The 18,257-nt window shown below is 41.5% G+C and carries 17 protein-coding genes; 11 read left to right on the top strand and 6 right to left on the bottom strand.

What is annotated here, in order from left to right; translation table 11 throughout:
* Positions 1 to 40: 40 nt before the first annotated feature.
* From panB to KXJ59_RS08710, 8 genes are all read left to right on the top strand, one after another.
* Positions 41 to 856 carry a 3-methyl-2-oxobutanoate hydroxymethyltransferase gene (gene panB / locus KXJ59_RS08745; RefSeq protein WP_295203358.1) on the top strand — a complete coding sequence of 272 codons (816 nt, stop codon included), beginning with the start codon at positions 41 to 43 and terminating at the stop codon, positions 854 to 856.
* An 80-nt stretch (positions 857 to 936) separates the two neighbouring features.
* The gene (locus KXJ59_RS08740; RefSeq protein WP_295203355.1) at positions 937 to 1,758 is read left to right on the top strand and encodes a hypothetical protein; all 822 of its coding nucleotides are present in this window, start codon (positions 937 to 939) and stop codon (positions 1,756 to 1,758) included.
* Between the two features lie 26 nt (positions 1,759 to 1,784).
* Positions 1,785 to 2,870 (top strand): sensor histidine kinase, encoded by a 1,086-nt coding sequence (locus KXJ59_RS08735; protein ID WP_295203352.1) that lies wholly within the window; start codon positions 1,785 to 1,787, stop codon positions 2,868 to 2,870.
* Positions 2,867 to 3,565, top strand: a complete 699-nt coding sequence (locus tag KXJ59_RS08730) for a LytTR family DNA-binding domain-containing protein (RefSeq protein ID WP_295203350.1) — start codon at positions 2,867 to 2,869, stop codon at positions 3,563 to 3,565. The genes KXJ59_RS08735 and KXJ59_RS08730 overlap by 4 nt, the downstream gene beginning before the upstream one ends.
* A gap of 221 nt (positions 3,566 to 3,786) precedes the next feature.
* On the top strand, positions 3,787 to 5,310 hold the full coding sequence (locus KXJ59_RS08725; protein WP_295203347.1) for an aldehyde dehydrogenase family protein: 1,524 nt from the start codon (positions 3,787 to 3,789) through the stop codon (positions 5,308 to 5,310).
* Positions 5,311 to 5,321: 11 nt separating this feature from the next.
* Complete coding sequence (locus KXJ59_RS08720; protein WP_295203344.1) at positions 5,322 to 5,843, top strand: DinB family protein; 522 nt, start codon at positions 5,322 to 5,324, stop codon at positions 5,841 to 5,843.
* Positions 5,844 to 6,011: 168 nt separating this feature from the next.
* Positions 6,012 to 7,703 (top strand): S8 family peptidase, encoded by a 1,692-nt coding sequence (locus KXJ59_RS08715; RefSeq protein ID WP_295203341.1) that lies wholly within the window; start codon positions 6,012 to 6,014, stop codon positions 7,701 to 7,703.
* 2 nt (positions 7,704 to 7,705) lie between these two features.
* On the top strand, positions 7,706 to 8,215 hold the full coding sequence (locus KXJ59_RS08710) for a DinB family protein (RefSeq protein WP_295203338.1): 510 nt from the start codon (positions 7,706 to 7,708) through the stop codon (positions 8,213 to 8,215).
* Positions 8,216 to 8,220: 5 nt separating this feature from the next.
* Here KXJ59_RS08710 and KXJ59_RS08705 read toward each other — a convergent pair whose 3' ends face one another.
* Both KXJ59_RS08705 and KXJ59_RS08700 read right to left on the bottom strand, forming a co-directional pair.
* Positions 8,221 to 8,931 (bottom strand): hypothetical protein, encoded by a 711-nt coding sequence (locus tag KXJ59_RS08705; RefSeq protein ID WP_295203337.1) that lies wholly within the window; start codon positions 8,929 to 8,931, stop codon positions 8,221 to 8,223.
* Positions 8,932 to 9,092: 161 nt separating this feature from the next.
* Complete coding sequence (locus KXJ59_RS08700) at positions 9,093 to 9,650, bottom strand: YceI family protein (protein WP_295203335.1); 558 nt, start codon at positions 9,648 to 9,650, stop codon at positions 9,093 to 9,095.
* Between the two features lie 121 nt (positions 9,651 to 9,771).
* On the opposite strand from KXJ59_RS08700, the gene sucC reads away from it, so the two are divergent.
* Positions 9,772 to 10,983 carry an ADP-forming succinate--CoA ligase subunit beta gene (sucC, locus tag KXJ59_RS08695; RefSeq protein ID WP_295203332.1) on the top strand — a complete coding sequence of 404 codons (1,212 nt, stop codon included), beginning with the start codon at positions 9,772 to 9,774 and terminating at the stop codon, positions 10,981 to 10,983.
* A 157-nt stretch (positions 10,984 to 11,140) separates the two neighbouring features.
* Here sucC and KXJ59_RS08690 read toward each other — a convergent pair whose 3' ends face one another.
* From KXJ59_RS08690 to KXJ59_RS08675, 4 genes are read right to left on the bottom strand one after another with little or no spacing between them, the layout of a single operon-like run.
* Positions 11,141 to 11,773, bottom strand: a complete 633-nt coding sequence (locus KXJ59_RS08690) for a SprT-like domain-containing protein (protein ID WP_295203329.1) — start codon at positions 11,771 to 11,773, stop codon at positions 11,141 to 11,143.
* Entirely contained in the window at positions 11,760 to 12,152 is a 393-nt protein-coding gene (locus KXJ59_RS08685) for a hypothetical protein (RefSeq protein WP_295203326.1), read from the bottom strand. The genes KXJ59_RS08690 and KXJ59_RS08685 overlap by 14 nt, the downstream gene beginning before the upstream one ends.
* Before the next feature lie 9 nt (positions 12,153 to 12,161).
* Positions 12,162 to 12,368 (bottom strand): hypothetical protein, encoded by a 207-nt coding sequence (locus KXJ59_RS08680; RefSeq protein ID WP_295203323.1) that lies wholly within the window; start codon positions 12,366 to 12,368, stop codon positions 12,162 to 12,164.
* Positions 12,361 to 12,846, bottom strand: coding sequence for a hypothetical protein (locus KXJ59_RS08675; RefSeq protein ID WP_295203320.1), 486 nt, complete (start codon positions 12,844 to 12,846; stop codon positions 12,361 to 12,363). Before KXJ59_RS08675 ends, KXJ59_RS08680 begins: the two co-directional genes overlap by 8 nt.
* Positions 12,847 to 12,873: 27 nt before the next feature.
* On the opposite strand from KXJ59_RS08675, the gene KXJ59_RS08670 reads away from it, so the two are divergent.
* Both KXJ59_RS08670 and KXJ59_RS08665 read left to right on the top strand, forming a co-directional pair.
* Positions 12,874 to 15,777: a tetratricopeptide repeat protein gene (locus KXJ59_RS08670; protein ID WP_295203319.1), complete on the top strand. Its 2,904-nt coding sequence runs from the start codon at positions 12,874 to 12,876 to the stop codon at positions 15,775 to 15,777.
* Between the two features lie 74 nt (positions 15,778 to 15,851).
* Positions 15,852 to 18,257 carry a transglycosylase domain-containing protein gene (locus KXJ59_RS08665; RefSeq protein WP_295203316.1) on the top strand — a complete coding sequence of 802 codons (2,406 nt, stop codon included), beginning with the start codon at positions 15,852 to 15,854 and terminating at the stop codon, positions 18,255 to 18,257.

Genomic DNA, 18,257 nt, shown 5'->3' with positions numbered 1-18,257 from the left:
CTGCCTACTTTGCAGTTCTGTTCAAGCTAAAAACAAGCAGATGTCAGTTCAGAAAGAAATCAAGAAAATAACGACTCATACCCTGTTGAAAATGAAGGCAGCAGGTGAAAAAATATCCATGATCACCGCTTACGATTATTCATTTGCCCGGCTATTTGATGATGCCGGCATTGATGTAGTCCTGGTTGGCGACAGTGCCAGCAATGTAATGGCCGGTCATGAAACCACCGTACCCATTACATTGGATCAGATGATTTATCATGCGCAATGTGTGGTAAGGGGTATTAACCGCTCACTGGTAGTGGTTGACTTGCCATTCGGCTCCTACCAATCCAATTCAGATATTGCTCTTGCCTCTGCCATCCGTATCATGAAAGAAAGCGGCGGGCATTCCATTAAACTGGAAGGTGGCGAAGAAGTGCTCGAAAGTATCCAGCGTATTGTATCTGCTGGTATCCCGGTAATGGGACATCTGGGGCTTACACCACAATCTATCTATAAATTCGGCACTTATAATGTAAGGGCAAAAGAAGAGACAGAAGCAGCCAAGCTTAAAAAAGATGCGCTCCTGCTGGAAGAAGCAGGGTGTTATGCCATTGTGCTTGAAAAAATTCCGGCCAGCCTTGCTGCCGAAGTAAGTGCCTCACTCACTATTCCTACCATTGGCATTGGTGCCGGAAGTGGCTGTAATGGGCAGGTACTGGTGATGCATGATATGCTGGGTATCAGCAATATGTTCAAGCCCCGTTTTTTACGTCAATACCTCAATTTGCAGGAACAGATACATACAGCAGTTACTCAATATATTTCAGATGTAAAATCGGGCGATTTCCCGTCTGAAAAAGAGTCCTATTAAGGATTTACCGATGGTTATTCATTGTTCACCCAAAACAATTTTCTAAATTGTAGCGGAAGAATAAATTTGAATAAGATCGTATGCTTAAACAATTTACTATATTATCATTAACCTTTGGCCTGCTATATGCAACTGGCAATCGGTTACATGCAAATGCACCAGGTGATACCCTTGTAAAACATAGTACCGATGCGGTACTCGACGACTGGGACCCTTCTGCATTTGATATTCATGAAGCTACCGGCATACGTATGGCTGCAGACAATGATGCAGAAAAACTATACCTGGCCCTCTACATTGTGAATCCGGATGTACAGAAAAGAATGATGTTGAGTGGCATGCAATTATTTGTAGATACAAAAGCAAAAAAGAGAGAGGGAACATTTGTTGAGTTTCCGGTTCAAAAGACGCCTCAGGAAATTGCATTATATCTTTCTACAAAAACACAAACGCCGGAAGAAGTACAGGTTTTTCGTGAACAGATGACAGGTGGTATGTTATTTCTTAAAAAAACGGGGTTTAAAAACCAGCAATTCGAAACAGAATTACAGGCTATTAATTTACCCAATGAAATCAATATCAGTTTTGGATGGGATGAGCGTTCTGTAATGTATATAGAATATGAAATCCCATTTACAAGACTGGGCGGAAAAGAAGCCCTCCTGAATAAGCCGCTTTCTGTAGGTATAAAATTGAAATCAGCAGAACTGATGTCATCTTCATCCCAACCAATAAGAACAGAAACCAGAATTGTAGCTGTTCCCGCTAACAGTAACCAGGGCGGCAGAATAAGTCAGGGAGGTGGTAGCGTTGTTTCAAGCAGCAGCTTACGCTCAAGTATGCCGCCAACAAAACCAGGTATACCCGAACAATCATTCTGGCTCAAACATGAGGTACATTAATTCACTTCTATAACTTCAACCACACTTTGAGAAACGACAAATCACTCATTACGATATTTACACACATGGTGGCCTGGGCCTGTTTCTTTTTCGTGCCCTATCTTGTATTCTTTCCGAGACTGAGGGAATTCAGCATGAGCGATAACATGCTCACTACCATTATCTGTAATAATATTTTCATTGTTCTCTTTTATTATTTCAACACACATGTACTGGTACCCCGCCTGCTCATTAATAAAAAATGGGGCTGGTATATTTTATCCATAGCCGCCTGTCTGGGTGCATTTCTTTTCTTACCAAAAGAAATTGCCAATTTTCTGGTAGAGCCTGAATTCATCCGTCAGAACAATGAGTTCATCAGAAACCCCGATTTCAAAGGCATACCCAAACTCACCAGGGCACCAAGAAGGGCCCGCCCCATCGCCGACCCTTATAATACTGTGCTGTTCCTCCTTGTATTTGCATTCGGCACCTGTATTTCAGTTACACAACGATGGCTGAAAACAGAAAGAACAAGAAAGGAAACAGAGAATGAAAAATTGAATACAGAATTGTCTTTCCTGAAGTCGCAGGTAAATCCTCACTTCTTTTTCAATACACTCAACAATATTTATTCACTCGCAGTAGTAAGAAGTGAAAAAACCGCCCCTGCAGTGATGAAGCTTTCATCTATTATGCGGTACATACTCACGGAAACCGAACGCAACCTGGTTCCATTAAGAAATGAAGTTGATTTTATCCATAATTTTATAGAGCTACAGCAGGTTCGTTTAACAGACAAAGTGAAACTTAATTTTTCAGCCACAGGTGATATTGAAACCATGCTGATTGCACCGCTCATTTTTATTCCCTTTGTTGAGAACGCATTTAAATATGGCGTCAGCACAAAAGAATTATCGAATATTGATATCACGATCAATACCAATGGCAACAAGATATTATTTTATGCCAGCAATAATATTGTAGCTTCTGAAAGTAATCTGATGGAGAATACCGGAATCGGTATCAACAACGTTAAACGCAGGTTAGAATTGATGTACCCTGACAGGCACCAGCTAAGTACCACTATTGAGAACAAGACATATGTCGTAAAACTGGAGATCACAACATGATACACTGTATAGCCATTGATGATGAGCCATTAGCACTACAACTGATTCAGGAATATTGTGCAAAAATTTCATTCCTGAAACTGGAGAAAACTTTTACCAATACCGATGAAGCCATCAGTTTTATGCAGGCCAATAAAATAGACCTCATATTCCTCGATATTCAAATGCCGGATATAACAGGTATCCAGTTTTATAAAAACCTCATAGAAAAGCCCCCCGTTATTTTCACGACTGCGTATAAGGATTTCGCCGTAGAAGGTTTTAATGTTGATGCTGTAGATTACCTGCTCAAGCCTTTCGAATACGACCGCTTCCTGAAAGCCTGTTATAAGGCAAAGGAATATATTGAATTCCTGAGTTCACAGGAAGTGCAGTTAAATTCACTTTTTATCAAAGTGAATTATGAAATCATGAAGGTTAATTTAAAAGATATTGACCTTATTGAAGCACTGGATGATTATATCAAAATCTATATCAAACCCAACCCGGTACTTACCCTCATGACTTTAAAAAGTATACAGGAGAAATTACCGCCCAGAGATTTTGTAAGGGTGCATCGTTCCTTTATTATCCCATTGGCAAAAATTGAAAAATTCAGTAAATCAAAAGTCTGGATCGCAGGAAAAGAAATACCTATCGGGAGCAGTTATAGTGCTGTTTATGACCAATTGCTTGAAATTTCCAAAACCAAATAATGATTCCCCGATTGAAATAAGGTACTCACCTATCTGCTATTGCAACCGGTAAATCATCATAGTATTTTTACCCTGTAAATGCTGAAAGGCGTTTCATGCAGGGTTTTAGATAATAAAGTATCACAACGTTGTTCTCAACAAGGTGATACTTTTTTATTTTCAGGCCATCCTACCCTCTCTGCTGGTATCGAATCCTTTACCTTTGCTGCAAAATTACCTGCATGGATTTCTTACAAATACTCGGCATTCAACCTCAAAATGGTGCTGCTTCTTCCGGCACCAACTGGATCAATAGTAAAGGCAGCGTCATTGACTCTTATTCACCTGTTGATGGAAAGAAAACAGCCAGTGTAGTATCGGCCGATTCAACAGCTTATGAAGCTGTTATGCAAACTGCTGTTACTGCTTTCCAGACATGGCGCATGTGGCCCGCTCCCAAAAGAGGAGAAATAGTGCGACAGGTCGGTGAAGCCTTACGCAAATACAAAGAGCCTTTAGGAAAACTGGTGAGTTACGAAATGGGCAAGAGCCTTCAGGAGGGGTATGGTGAAGTACAGGAAATGATTGATATCTGCGATTTTGCTGTAGGTCTTTCCCGCCAGTTACATGGCCTTACCATGCACAGCGAAAGACCCCTGCACCGTATGTACGAACAATGGCACCCAATGGGCGTAGTGGGTATTATTTCTGCCTTTAATTTTCCGGTGGCCGTCTGGAGCTGGAACGCTGCACTGGCATGGGTTTGTGGCAATACTACCATCTGGAAACCAAGTGAAAAAACACCACTCTGCGGTATCGCAGTACAAAATATTGTTGCAGAAGTATTCAAAAAAAATGATGTGCCGGAAGGCGTAAACTGTCTTGTACAGGGAGGAAGAGATGTAGGCGAATGGCTGAGTAAGGATACAAGAATACCACTGATATCTGCAACAGGCTCCACAAGAATGGGTAAAATAGTAGCGGCCACTGTTGGCGCAAGATTAGGTAAAACCATTCTTGAACTGGGAGGTAACAATGCCATTATTATTTCAAAATATGCCGATCTGGATATGTCGCTGATTGGTTGTGTATTTGGTGCAGTAGGCACAGCAGGACAACGTTGCACCACTACCCGCCGACTCATTATACATGAATCGGTGTATGATGTATTTAAAGAAAAACTGGTGAAAGCTTATGGTCAACTTCGTATCGGCGACCCGCTGGATACACATAACCATGTAGGTCCATTGATAGATAAAGAAGCTGTTCAGCTTTACCTGAAATCTATTGAAGACTGTAAACAACAGGGAGGAAAATTTATTGTGGAAGGTGGGGTATTGGAAGGAAAAAACTATGAAAGTGGTTGTTACGTAAAACCATGTATTGCTGAAGCCGACAATCATATGGCAGTGGTACAACATGAAACTTTTGCGCCGATTCTTTATATCATGAAATATACCACCATTGATGAAGCCATTGCATTGCAAAATGGTGTTCCGCAAGGACTCTCCTCTGCTATCATGACCCTGAATATACGCGAATCGGAACTGTTCCTTTCGCATAGAGGTAGCGATTGTGGTATTGCCAATGTAAATATTGGTACCAGTGGTGCAGAAATTGGAGGTGCATTTGGAGGTGAGAAAGAAACGGGTGGTGGCCGGGAGAGCGGCAGTGATGCCTGGAAAGCCTATATGCGCAGGCAAACCAATACTATTAACTGGAGTACACAATTACCACTTGCTCAGGGTATTCAATTCGATCTGTAAAATTCATCTGTATGTCTATAGCAGTATCCGATGCCATCAACTTACTCAATCGTACGCCAAAGCTCTTGCGTGATATGCTTGAGGGGCTTCCCGATCATTTGATACAGGCAAATGAAGGAGGAGAAACATGGTCGCCTTACGATGTAGTTGGCCATCTGATTCACGGAGATAAAACCGACTGGATACCCAGGCTTCGGATTTGTTTATCTGACACTACGGATAAAACCTTTCAACCTTTTGACCGCTTTGCACAATTTGAAGACAGCAAGGATAAAACTTTACAGGATTTATTATCTGCTTTTGAGCAGATACGAACAGAAAATATTACTGCTTTAAAAGAAATGAAACTGAGGAATGAAGATTATCAAAGAAGAGCTGTACACCCGGCATTGGGAGAAGTAAATCTCGGACAATTATTAACCACCTGGGTGGTACATGACCTGGATCATATTTACCAGGTTTCGAGGATATTGGCTCACCAGTTCAGGGACGATGTTGGCCCCTGGAAAGCCTACCTTAGAATTGTTCAATAATTTCCAAACAGGTTTCAACAACCAGAATTGTTAAGGAAAACCAAAAAAGATTTTACCCGGCTTAAAAATCGATTAGGTTCCCGCCAAGATTATCCTAAAAAAGAGAACAGCGGTTAAATTTTCATTATCATTACCGAAATTTGTGAGGATAGTAAAAATATACTTTCAATGTTTCGTGGGATAATAATATTAGTGGCCCTGCCACTCGCGATTGTTTCAGGCCATGCATATGCACAGCAAATACCAAAGACCTGGTACCAGATGGATGCTGCCAAAGATTCATTTTATGGTATCAGTCTGAACAAGGCCTACGACTACCTCCGCATCAGCAATAAAAAAGCACAGCCCGTTATTGTTGCCGTTCTCGATTCCGGTATCGATACCACACACGAGGATCTTAAACCTGTTTTATGGCGTAACCCAAAAGAAATTCCGGGCAATGGAATAGATGATGATGCTAACGGTTATATTGATGATGTATATGGATGGAATTTTTTAGGTAATAAAGATGGCAGGAATATTAAAAAAGCTGCCGACGAGCGTTCCCGCATTTTTCACCGCTGGAAAAACCAGTTCTCCGATAAGGTATTGAATCCGGAAGAAATGACGGAAAAAGAGCGCGACCAGTTTGCACTCTGGAAAAAAGCATTAAATGAACTCAATTTCAGCGCCGAAGAACAGATGGAATTGATGTTTGTGGAAGTAACTGCCAAAGCCTTAAAGAAGCACGATAAAATTCTTCGCCAGGAAATGGGTTGTGAAGAATATAATTTTGAAAAGCTGGAGAAATTTCAACCCATCAGCCGTATGGGTAAGGAAGCTAAAATGGGCTTTCTCACCTGCATGAAAATGATTGGGCTCGACGCAGAAGAAAAAAATACCATACTGCTTTCGCAACTGGAAGAATACATTGATGGAAAAAAATTGGTTTTCGAATCAAAAGAAAAAGCACCCAAAGATTATCGGGCAGAAGTAATTGGCGATAACTATTATAGTCTGGCCGACCGTTTTTACGGTAATGCCGATGTAATGGGCCCCAACCCCGATCACGGCACCCATGTAAGCGGCTTGATTGCTGCACAAAGAAATAATGGAATTGGAATAGATGGTGTTGCCGACAATGTACGGATTATGATGTTAAGGGTAGTGCCTGATGGTGATGAGTATGATAAAGATATTGCACTGGCTATTCGTTATGCAGTTGACAATGGCGCCAAAGTAATCAATATGAGTTTTGGCAAATCTTTCTCGCCTGAGAAAGTATGGGTTGACAGTGCCATTCGTTACGCCGAAATGAAAGATGTATTGGTATTACATTCATCCGGCAATGAAGGCGCCAATATCGATGAAAAAGACGTGTACCCCAATGCATGGTTGAAACAATGGAATACTGTGGCTGGTAATTTTATTACAGTGGGTGCCAGCAGCGATCCTAAAATCAGTGGTAGCCTTACAGCAGAATTCAGCAATTATGGTAAAGAAAAAGTAGATGTATTTGCACCCGGTGTAAAAATATATTCTACCATGCCAGGCGGAAATCAATATGGCAACCAGCAGGGAACCAGTATGTCTACCCCGATTGTAAGTGGCATTGCAGCATTGATACGTTCATATTATCCCGGTTTATCGGCCATACAGGTAAAGAAAATCATTGAAAAATCTGTATGGATACCTGATTCGAGTAATTTATGTTTCAGACCCGGACCCAAAGCAGATATTGTACCTTTTACCACATTGTCTAAAACAGGTGGCATTGTAAATGCTTACAATGCTGTTGTAGCTGCCGACCAGTTCAGTAATACTGCCATCAGCAACAGTGATCCTAAACCTGTTGTTGCTAAAAAGAATAAAGCACATTAAACATGAGCAAACCACAAGCAGGCGATTTCCCTCCTTATTTTGAAGGATATATCAGTAAAGTACAGGCTGATTCAGCAGTAAAAATAATTACGCAATACAGTAAAGAACTGGAATCATTTTATACCGGTTTACCCGAATCGAAAGCAGATTATGCCTATGCCCCGGGGAAATGGACATTAAAAGATTTACTCCAGCATATTGTTGATACAGAAAGAATCATGTCGTATCGTTTGTTACGTATAGCCCGGAAAGATGAAACCCCACTTGCTTCTTTTGATGAAAACAGTTATGCCGAAAATGCAAAAGCAACCGACCGGTCTTTCAGTTCTATAAAAGAAGAATTTATCGCTGTCAGGAAATCAACCGATCTGCTGTTGCAATCGCTTCAACAGGAACAACTGGCGTATGCGGGTGTGGCAAGTGGCAACAGGATGACAGCCAATGCTCTGGCATACATCATTTTTGGTCATATGCTTCACCACAAATCTGTTATTGAAGAACGTTATCTCTGATTGTTTCAATAACTGAAATAATCACATTGATCCTCATCGCAGAGCAACCCTTTTAGAAAAGGATTATTCAATACATCTTTGTAGTTCATAGCTTTCCCATTCACCCAAATGGTTTGGTAAACCAGGCGGATACCATGACTATAATCAACATACCAGTTTACATGACCGGTATATAAAGGCTGAATAGCCTGGCCATTGGTTTTATGCCAGCCATAAATAGCCACACGGTCATTTTTCCCGGTTGTATTGATCTTGGGGCTGATGACCACATCTTTTTTTATCCCCGCAATCAATCCCTTTCTACCCTTTCTTTGACCTTCAATCATCAGGTGATGTTGCCACATGGTTACTGTACTGTCTCTGAATGCAAACATGGGTACCGGTTCGAGTTTTACATGGGCCTGCTCATAAATATCATTCACCATTTTACGCGTCGGTAAAAAACAGTTGTACCTGTTTGCAATAAGCTGTGCTGTCTGAGGTGTTAAGGGTACCCTTGCCCAATCCTCATTAATGCCTATGGAAAGATAATCTGGTGTTACATAATAAGTGGCTTTTACTGTTCTGCCCTTTTCGTTCTTGATGCTGGTATGAATCGCTACAAAACGATTTAAAAAAGCAGGTATACTACCGTCAGACAATAATTGGAGCGCCATAGAGTCGCGTTGTTTCCATTGAAAAGAGGCGGTGGCATTATAAAATGATGAGCCCTTCATACCGTGCTTTACCTGCAGTGGTGTCACAGTTCTGCATCCGGAAAATAAAATTATAAACAGGTATAAACGATACATCAGGTAAAATTAGCGCTACTGTTTGAGAAGCAGACACAAAAAAAGAGAGACCTGATCAGGTCTCTCTTTTATATTTTTTGTTCCAATTATTTTGCAAACAGGTGAATGGCCAATTGTACATCGTTAGACGGACCTTTATACAGCACACCTAAAGTTGTTCTGTCGACGCTGAAATAAGCCTGACCAAAGAATCCTTTTTCGCTTGCGCTGCGGATATTGGCATTGAATTTTACCGGGATACTGGCTCCTTTCAATGACAAAGTGCCATTGATTTCGCAGTTGGTATCGTTGGTATAATTTACACTGTTGATAGTGTAAGTAGCTTCAGCAAATTTAGCAACATCGAAAAAGTCGGCACCTTTCAGGTGACCAGCCAAACGGTCGCCGGCTCCGTCGGTTACTTTCAGGTTGGCGAGGTCAATAACAAAAGACCCACCGGTCAATTTGCCATTATCTACCTGAACCTGTCCGCTTTTGAGGGCAAAGCTACCGGTATGGAAATCACCTGCTTTAGACCCGATCCAGTCGATACGGCTTTTCTCGGTTACATTTAAGGTTAAAGGAGCTTTTTTCTTCAATAAAGTGAAAGATGAAACGCCAATAATCATGGCGGCACTTACCAGGGTAAGGACTAGTTTTTTCATTGTTTTTGTTTTTACAGTTATAGAGCATCGTAAAAATAGGAAAATTAATGTTACAACAATAATAATTCTCCGTAAATCTGAATGGCTGATTCGCTTATCTTCGCAAAAATTTTTTTCGAGTATGAATCTTCACGAATATCAAGCCAAGGAACTCCTTAAAAAATACAATGTACCTGTGCAGGAAGGTATTGCGGTTGATACAGTTATGGCCGCTGAGGAAGCTTATCGTCAAATCAAGACCCAAACAGGCAACAATTTTGCCGTAATCAAGGCCCAGATACATGCCGGTGGTCGTGGTAAGGGTAAAATTGAAGGTACAGAACAACGTGGTGTAGCCGTGGCTAAAAGCGTGGAAGATGTGGCCGGCATTGCCAAAAACATACTGGGCGGTATCCTGGTAACCATTCAAACCGGTGCTGCGGGTAAAAAAGTGAGTAAAATACTGGTAGCTCAGGACGTTTATTATCCCGGTCCCAATCCCGTAAAAGAATTTTATCTGTCCATCCTGCTCGATCGTGCCAAAGGCATGAATGTTATCATGTACAGTACCGAAGGCGGTATGGATATTGAAGAAGTGGCACATAATACCCCCGAAAAAATATTCAAAGAGTGGGTACACCCCGGTGGTGGCTTACAAGGTTTCCAGGCAAGAAAAATTGCCTTCAACCTGGGTCTGAGTGGAGAAGCTTTTAAAAGCTGCGTAAAATTCGTAACCAATTTATACAATGCGTATGTAGGATTGGATTGCGGCATGCTTGAAATCAATCCACTTTTCAAAACCAGCGATGAGAAAATCATTGCAGTAGATTGTAAAATGAATATTGATGATAATGCCCTGATGCGTCATGCCGATACTGCTGCATTGAGAGATGTAACAGAAGAGGACCCTACAGAGGTAGAAGCAGGGCAGTACAACCTGAACTTTGTAAAACTGGATGGTAATGTGGGTTGTATGGTGAATGGTGCCGGACTGGCCATGGCCACAATGGACATGATTAAATTAAGTGGCGGTGAGCCTGCTAACTTCCTCGATGTAGGTGGTACAGCAAATGCACAAACCGTTGAAGCCGGTTTCCGCATCATCATGAAAGATCCGAATGTAAAAGCAATCCTGATCAATATTTTTGGTGGTATCGTTCGTTGCGACCGTGTTGCAGCAGGTGTTATTGAGGCATACAATAAACTGGGTAATATCAATATCCCTATCATTGTTCGCTTACAGGGTACAAATGCTGTTGAAGCAAAAAAACTGATTGATGAAAGTGGCTTGAAAGTTCAGTCTGCGATTGAATTAAGTGAAGCTGCTGCATTAGTGAAGAAAGCAGTAGCCTAAAAACCTTTAATTATAAAGGCCGTTCATACAAGTTGTGTGAACGGCCTTTTCTTTTCGTAACTCCCTCCGAAAACTCCCTGTCCTTTGCGGCTCTGCGGTAAATGAATTTCTGTTCACCGCAGAGCCGCAGAGACAACAGAGGTTTTCGCAGAGTTATTTAGGCAGGTACTATTTCCAGTAACCGAACTTCTGTGACAGCACTAAAAGAATAACGAAGCCCGGTTTTCACTTCCACACATTCGAATCTTTTCCTGCGAAGTACGCCCTTCATAAAAACACGTCCATTCTCGGTTTGAAATAATTTTCCCGGAGGAATTTCTGCAACGGGTATCAAACCCGTTTGTTTGGTGTTGTATTTACGAAGTACCAGGAGTAAATCTGTTTCACCATTGGCAGTAGCCGCGGGGTTCATGATGGAGCGTTGTAATGCCTGGCTGATATCTGACGGAAACACACCCATTTTTACAAAATCGCTGAGTAACACACTGTAACAGTTTTTCCATTCCAGGCCATGCGCTTCTACCCTGTGGCGGTATTGTTCGAAAGTGAGCAGGTGAGCCAGTTCATGTAATAAGGTAATCAGGAATTCGTATTTGTTGAGATCGCCATTAACAGTGATGCGGTGATTTTTTCCGATGCCGGCATGCCGGTAATCGCCCAGCACCGACTTTCTTTTTTTTGTGATGGTAAGATGTACTTTATATCGCTGAATATAAGCGACCACCTGTTCAAAGCTGCCTTCCGGGAGAAAGGCAGCCAATGCCTGCATGGGATGTTCAGCTTTGGGCATTCTTTTTCGGGTTCTGCTTCAGGAATAAACGTACTTCCAGCCAGGTATAGACAAAATATAAACCCAGCGAAACATAGACAGACAAATTACTTTTATTTTTTCCTGACAGATAAATATAAATGAGTATGGCGCTGGCAAAACCAATGAGTTTTATACCCATACCTGCCATTACGGCCCGTACAATTGCATTCGGGTTTTTATTGGATGCTGCTTTTATTTGCAACAGTAGACCGATAAGTGTAAACAAAAACAAAAGGATATTGGCTACTGTAACTACTTCGAATTTAATACCGGCAACACCTAACTTTTCTTTACCCAGAAGCACGAGTATATTAATACCCAGAAAAAGAAATAATAATGGTTGGATGGGTTTTGTCATAAACAAAAATCATTTTTTTGAAGTATCCCTGATAAGTTTAATCATCAGACCTGTCAATGAAAGAAGGGGTAATAACCAGATAAGAAATGCCTGTTTAAAAGCCCATTTCGCATCCAACCATTTTCCCAGGTATACAGTTGCCACCAATACAATAATCCATTGAGAAGCCATACCTGCATATTGTAAGACCGAACCGGTGCGGCGATCCTTATTCATTGGAAATATCTGCTTTGGGAATTTGTAAGGCAATAGTATCCAGTGCGGAGGGTGTATTACCCGAAAGCACTTTTTTTACTCCGTCTATATATTGTTCTTTATACCTGATGGCCTGCTCCAGTGAGTCGGTTCTCATTTTCAACACCTGAAGAGCCGTTCGGCTTTCCTTGGTGCCATAACCCGGGATATAATATTTCAATGGAGAAAAAGCAATCAATGCAATGGTAAGCCCCACCAAAATCACAAAAACCGTACTCAGTCCAATATAAACACTCAGGCGCGACAACCGGAAAGTAACTACTTCCTCATAAGTATCATCATTCATCACTACCAGTCGATAGTTGTTACGGATACGTTTGAGGTTATTATTATTCTCGGAGCTGGCCATACGGTAAAATCTGGTTAAAGGTAATGATGAATTAGGTTTTACCCATCGCTGATCGGGAAATAACTGTATTTTTAAACTGTTTTTATGCACAGTAATTCCAGATTCATATTTTCCCGGATGATTCCGATCCCATATATGGTTGCCGCATTGCTTTTTTTTAGTCTGAAAAGCATGGCACAACCTTATACAAGCATTGAGCTCAAAAAAGACAAACCTTACGAAAACAGGACCCTGCCTGCTGAAAAAACAGGCAATAAAAAGTTTACACTTCCCAAAAGGATTTATAATAATACGGTGACTCATTTCAACTATTATTTCAATGCTAACCAGCGGTTGAATGAAATACTGGAAAGAGCCAGCGAATCGCACAGGGATGATTATACACAACTCCTGTCTTTTTATGATTACGACCTGGAAACCACGGCACAGGATCAGATAGATACTGTTTTGTATAAATGCACGGCCGGTATTCTTTTACATGACCTTCGCAGCGACTGGGTAGATAACCTGTATATGCTGATGGGTAAAGCTTATTTACTCAGAAAAGATTTTGATTCGGCACAGATGGTATTTCAGTATATCAACTATGCATTTGCCCCCAAGGACGAAGGATACGATATTCCTATTGGCAGTAATGCCAGTAATGCAGGTGGTATATTCTCCATTTCTACCAATGAAAAAAGACCACTCTGGAAAAAGCTCACTACTACCCTACCCAGCAGGAACGAGAGTTTTATCTGGATGACAAGAACTTTTATAGAACAGGATAAGGCAGCGGAAGCAGCGGGCTTACTTGCACTCCTCAGAAGTGACGCACTCTTTCCTGTTCGTCTGCAACCAGAACTGGATGAACTGAGTGCTTATCTTTTTTATAAACTGAATGCTTACGATAGTGCTGCTAATTACCTGGTACGTGCTTTAAAGAAAGGCAATGACCATATGGCCAAAGCAAGATCGTATTACCTCGCAGGACAACTATATGAACTGGCGGGAAACAATAAAGCATCCATTCAATCTTATCAGACAGCTATCAGGTTTTCTACCGATCCTTTTATGGAAGTGTATGCCAGGTTAAATATTGCGGCACTTTCTACCGGCGACAAAGACAATGCATTGCAGGAAAACCTGAATGAATTGCTCAAGATGGCCAAAAAAGACAAGTACGATGTATATCGCGATATCATTTATTATGCAGCAGCCAAACTGGAGCTGAGCCGGAAGAATTATAATGCAGCACAGCAATGGTTATTAAGAAGTGTTTCATTCAGTAACGATAACCCTTTACAGAAGCAGCAAAGTTTTCTTTTGCTCGGCGACCTGAACTACGATAGAAAAGCATATAGCCAATCGTTCCGGTTTTACGACAGTGTACAGGTAAATATGGTGAAAGAAAAAGAGCAGGAAAGAATCAATACCAGAAAACCTGCGCTTCAGCTCATTGCCATGAATGAGGAAAACATTAACCGGGAAGACAGTGTTCAACAAATTGCTACCCTTCCAGAAGCAGAGAGAACGGCTTTACTTAAAAAAATACTCCGTCAGTTAAGAAAAGAACGTGGCCTGAAAGAAACAGAAGAAACTTCATTTGGTTCTGATCTTCCTGCCGGCAATACCCAGGCTGCTGATCTGTTTAATAACAATGGCGCCGAATTCTATTTTCTTAACAGCAGTTTAAGAAGCCGTGGTTTAGGTGAATTCAACAGACGCTGGGGCAACAGACCGAACATAGATAACTGGCGCAGACAATCGGCTGTAGACAAAGTAATTCCAGCGCAAAACCAGGCAATAGTTTCAGCAGATAATAAGCCGGTACCCAAAAAAGAAGAACTGAGTCTTGAAGCATTACAGAATACCATTCCACTTACCGAAGAGCAAAAAGAGTTATCGAATACTATGATCATTCGTGGTTTGCTGGAGAATGGAAAAATATTTCAGGAACAGTTGGATGATTATCCTTCTGCCATAGAAGTTTATGAAGAACTGCTCAGACGTTTCCCCCGCGCTGCTGAAGCAGAGGAAGCAGGTTTCAACCTGATACAGTGTTATCGCAAAACAAATAACCTGTCAGCGGCCGATTCTTTACAAAATGCATTTGCCAAAACTTTTGCTGACAGCAAATTTTTAAACAATACCAATGCCGCAAACAAGAAAGACCCGGCAGAAATTATTTATAGCAATATCTACAACCTGTTTATAGAAGGGAAATTTGAATCGGCCATACAGGCAAAGAAACAGACAGAACAACAGTATAAGAACTCTCAATGGACGCCCCAACTACTGTACATTGAATCTATTTACTACATCAAACAAAAAGCGGATACAATTGCCATCAACAGACTGCAACAGTTACTAACCAGTTTCCCCTCTTCCCCCCTTGCTGAAAAAGCGGCTACCATGATTGATGTGTTGAGCAGAAGGGCAGAAATTGAAAAATACCTGACCGATTTATCTGTTGAAAGACCAGCAGAAGCAGTAACCAGAGGCATTGATCTTACCGGCCCTGCTTCTATTATTAATACCATTCCGAAGAAAGACAGCTCAGTTACTGCTACTCCTCTACCAAAAGAAATAAAACAGGCGCCAGGTATTAATTTGACAAATGTTGTTAAATCAGCCCCCTTAACACTGGCAGAACCGGAGTATGAGTTTGTACCTACCGATACTCAATATGCCGTAATTGTACTGAACAAAGTAGATGGCATGTTTGTGGGTGAGGCAAGAAATGCTTTTAACCGTTTTAACCAGGAAAAATTCTATAATCGCCGGTTGCCCATCAATACTATAACCATTGTACCCGAAATACAATTATTACTGGTGGGGCCTTTCCCATCGGCCAGTGATGCGGTTAGCTATACCGATCTGGTTAAACCACAGGCCGCGAGCAGAATATTACCCTGGTTAAGTGCTGATAAATACGGATTCCAGATTATAAGTCCGGCCAACCTGAGGATATTACAAAACAAAAAAGATATAGCTGCATACCGGGCATTTATGCAAAAAATATTACCTGACAAATTTTAACGAGTGTGAAGCATTGCTTCACTAACTCTTCTTTAGTTTTACGCATCATTTTTTTGAACCAATAGTGGATTGTTATGTCAAAACCTGTTCGCATTTTCTGGCGCATTTTTTTCTGGTCCCTCGGCGGAGGTATCCTGTTCCTGTTAATGATTAACTGGGGATGGCTGGGGAATATGCCTTCCATTAATGATATTGAAAACCCCAGTGCATCCATTGCCAGTCAGGTATATGCACAGGATGGAACGCTGATGGGTAAGTATTACCTGAATGGCGAAGACAGGATCAATGTAAAATACCAGGATATCAGCAAACATGTAATCAATGCGCTGGTAGCCACAGAAGATGAAAGGTTTTACAGTCATAGCGGTGTAGACCCCCGTTCTCTGGGTCGTGCACTTGTTTATCTTGGGCGGGAAGGTGGCGCCAGTACCATTACCATGCAAACAGCCAAAAACCTGTTTACCGATAACTGGAGCACAAGGAATATTTTTCTCAGAATGATTCAGAAGATCAAGGAATCTGTGATCGCAATCAAACTGGAACGCAATTTCACCAAAGAAGAAATACTCACACTATACCTCAATACCGTTGCCTTTAGTGATAATGTATTTGGCATCAGGAACGCCTCCAAAACTTTTTTCCAGAAAGAACCAGACAGGCTCAATATTGAAGAGTCGGCTGTTTTAATTGGCATGTTGAAAGGTGCCACTATTTATAATCCCAGGCGCAACCCGAAGCTGGCACTCGACAGAAGAAATACGGTTATCAATCAAATGGTTCGGAATGAGTACCTCACAGAAGCAGAAGCCAATGTATTGAAGAGAAAACCCATTGAACTCAACTACAAGAAACTGGATGAAACAACGGGTCTTGGTCCTTATTTCCGTATGATACTGGCCGAAGAAATGAAGAAATGGTGCAAGGAGAATAAAAAGAACAACGGTGATAATTATAACCTGTACAGGGATGGATTAAAAATTTATACCACCATCAATCCGCGCATGCAGCAATATGCAGAAGAGGCCGTGGCCAAGCATATGAACTTTATGCAGAAGCTGTTTAATGGTCAGGCGAATATCAAAAACAAATCGATCTGGAAAGGCTATGAGAATGTGCTGGAAGCAGCGATGAAACAAAGTGATCGATGGAAAAATCTGGATCGTGAAGGCCTGAAAGATGAAGAGATTAAAAAAACCTTCTACGAAAAAACACCGATGCGTGTATTTGCCTGGAACAATAACAGGGAAACAGATACTTTAATGACCCCTTATGATTCTATCCGTTACCATCGGCAGATGTTACAGGCTGGATTTATGGTAATGGATCCGTTAACAGGTGAAATTAAAGCCTGGGTAGGTGGTATTGGTTTTAAAACTTTCAAATACGATCACGTAAACTTTAATACCAAACGTCAGGTGGGTTCTACCATGAAACCTCTTTTATATAGCCTGGCCATTGAAGAAGCAGGTTTTACACCCAATACAACCGTATACGATGAGCAGCAGAGTTTTGGGGGATATGGAATGGTACCGGCTACCAGCAGGTCATGTCAGGGTGGCGCTATGCCCATGGCTTCGGCTTTGGCATTTTCGCGTAACTGTGCATCAGCTTATATTATGAAACAGTTAGATAGTGAAGGAAACAATGGTGCCAAAAGATTAGTGAATTTCCTCCAGCGTTGCGATTTTAAAACCAAGATCGATCCATATCCTTCTATTGCATTGGGTTCATGCGAAATTTCATTGTATGAAATGATGCAGGGTTTCAGCATGTTTCCCGGAAGAGGTTTCAATGTAAAACCCATGTACATTGCCCGTGTTGAAGACAGAAATGGAAATGTACTCGCCACTTTCACGCCCAAAAGAAAAGAAGTCATCAGCGAAGTAACGGCTTACTCTGTTGTTAAGATGATGCAGGGTACGGTGCAGGTAGGCACAGGTCGCGGCATCTGGGGTTATGGAATGCCTTCCGTTGAAATGGGCGCCAAAACAGGTACTACCAATGATAACAGTGATGGCTGGTTTATGGGATATACACCACAACTGATGGCAGGTGCATGGGTAGGTGCCGATGATCGTTTTATACATTTTAATAAAGAAAGCGCATGGGGTCAGGGTGGTCGTGCTGCCATGCCTATATGGGCTTATTTCTTCAGCAAAGCAGCTGCCGACCCTAATTGCGGCATTGATAAAAGTGTACGTTTTGTGAAGCCTGATGTAATGAGCAATGATATCACCATTGATTACCTGAACGACTCAACACCCATTTTAGGTGGTGAAGGTGAAGATGTAGGAACTGGCACATCAGAAGATTATGAAGTACCACAAAATATTAAACTGGAGGATATAGCACCTGAGTCTGATATCAAAATCAGTACACCAAAAACGCCTGAGAAAAAAGATGGTAAAGGAGTACCCCCTCCACCACCTGCAGATAAACCCAAAGCTGTTTTACCTAAAAAACCAGGTGGAGGAAAATAA

Source organism: Sediminibacterium sp. (assembly GCF_019264485.1).
Lineage (GTDB): Bacteria > Bacteroidota > Bacteroidia > Chitinophagales > Chitinophagaceae > Sediminibacterium.
Note: the sequence above shows the minus strand (reverse complement) of the source record. Positions and strands in the feature narration are given on the sequence as shown.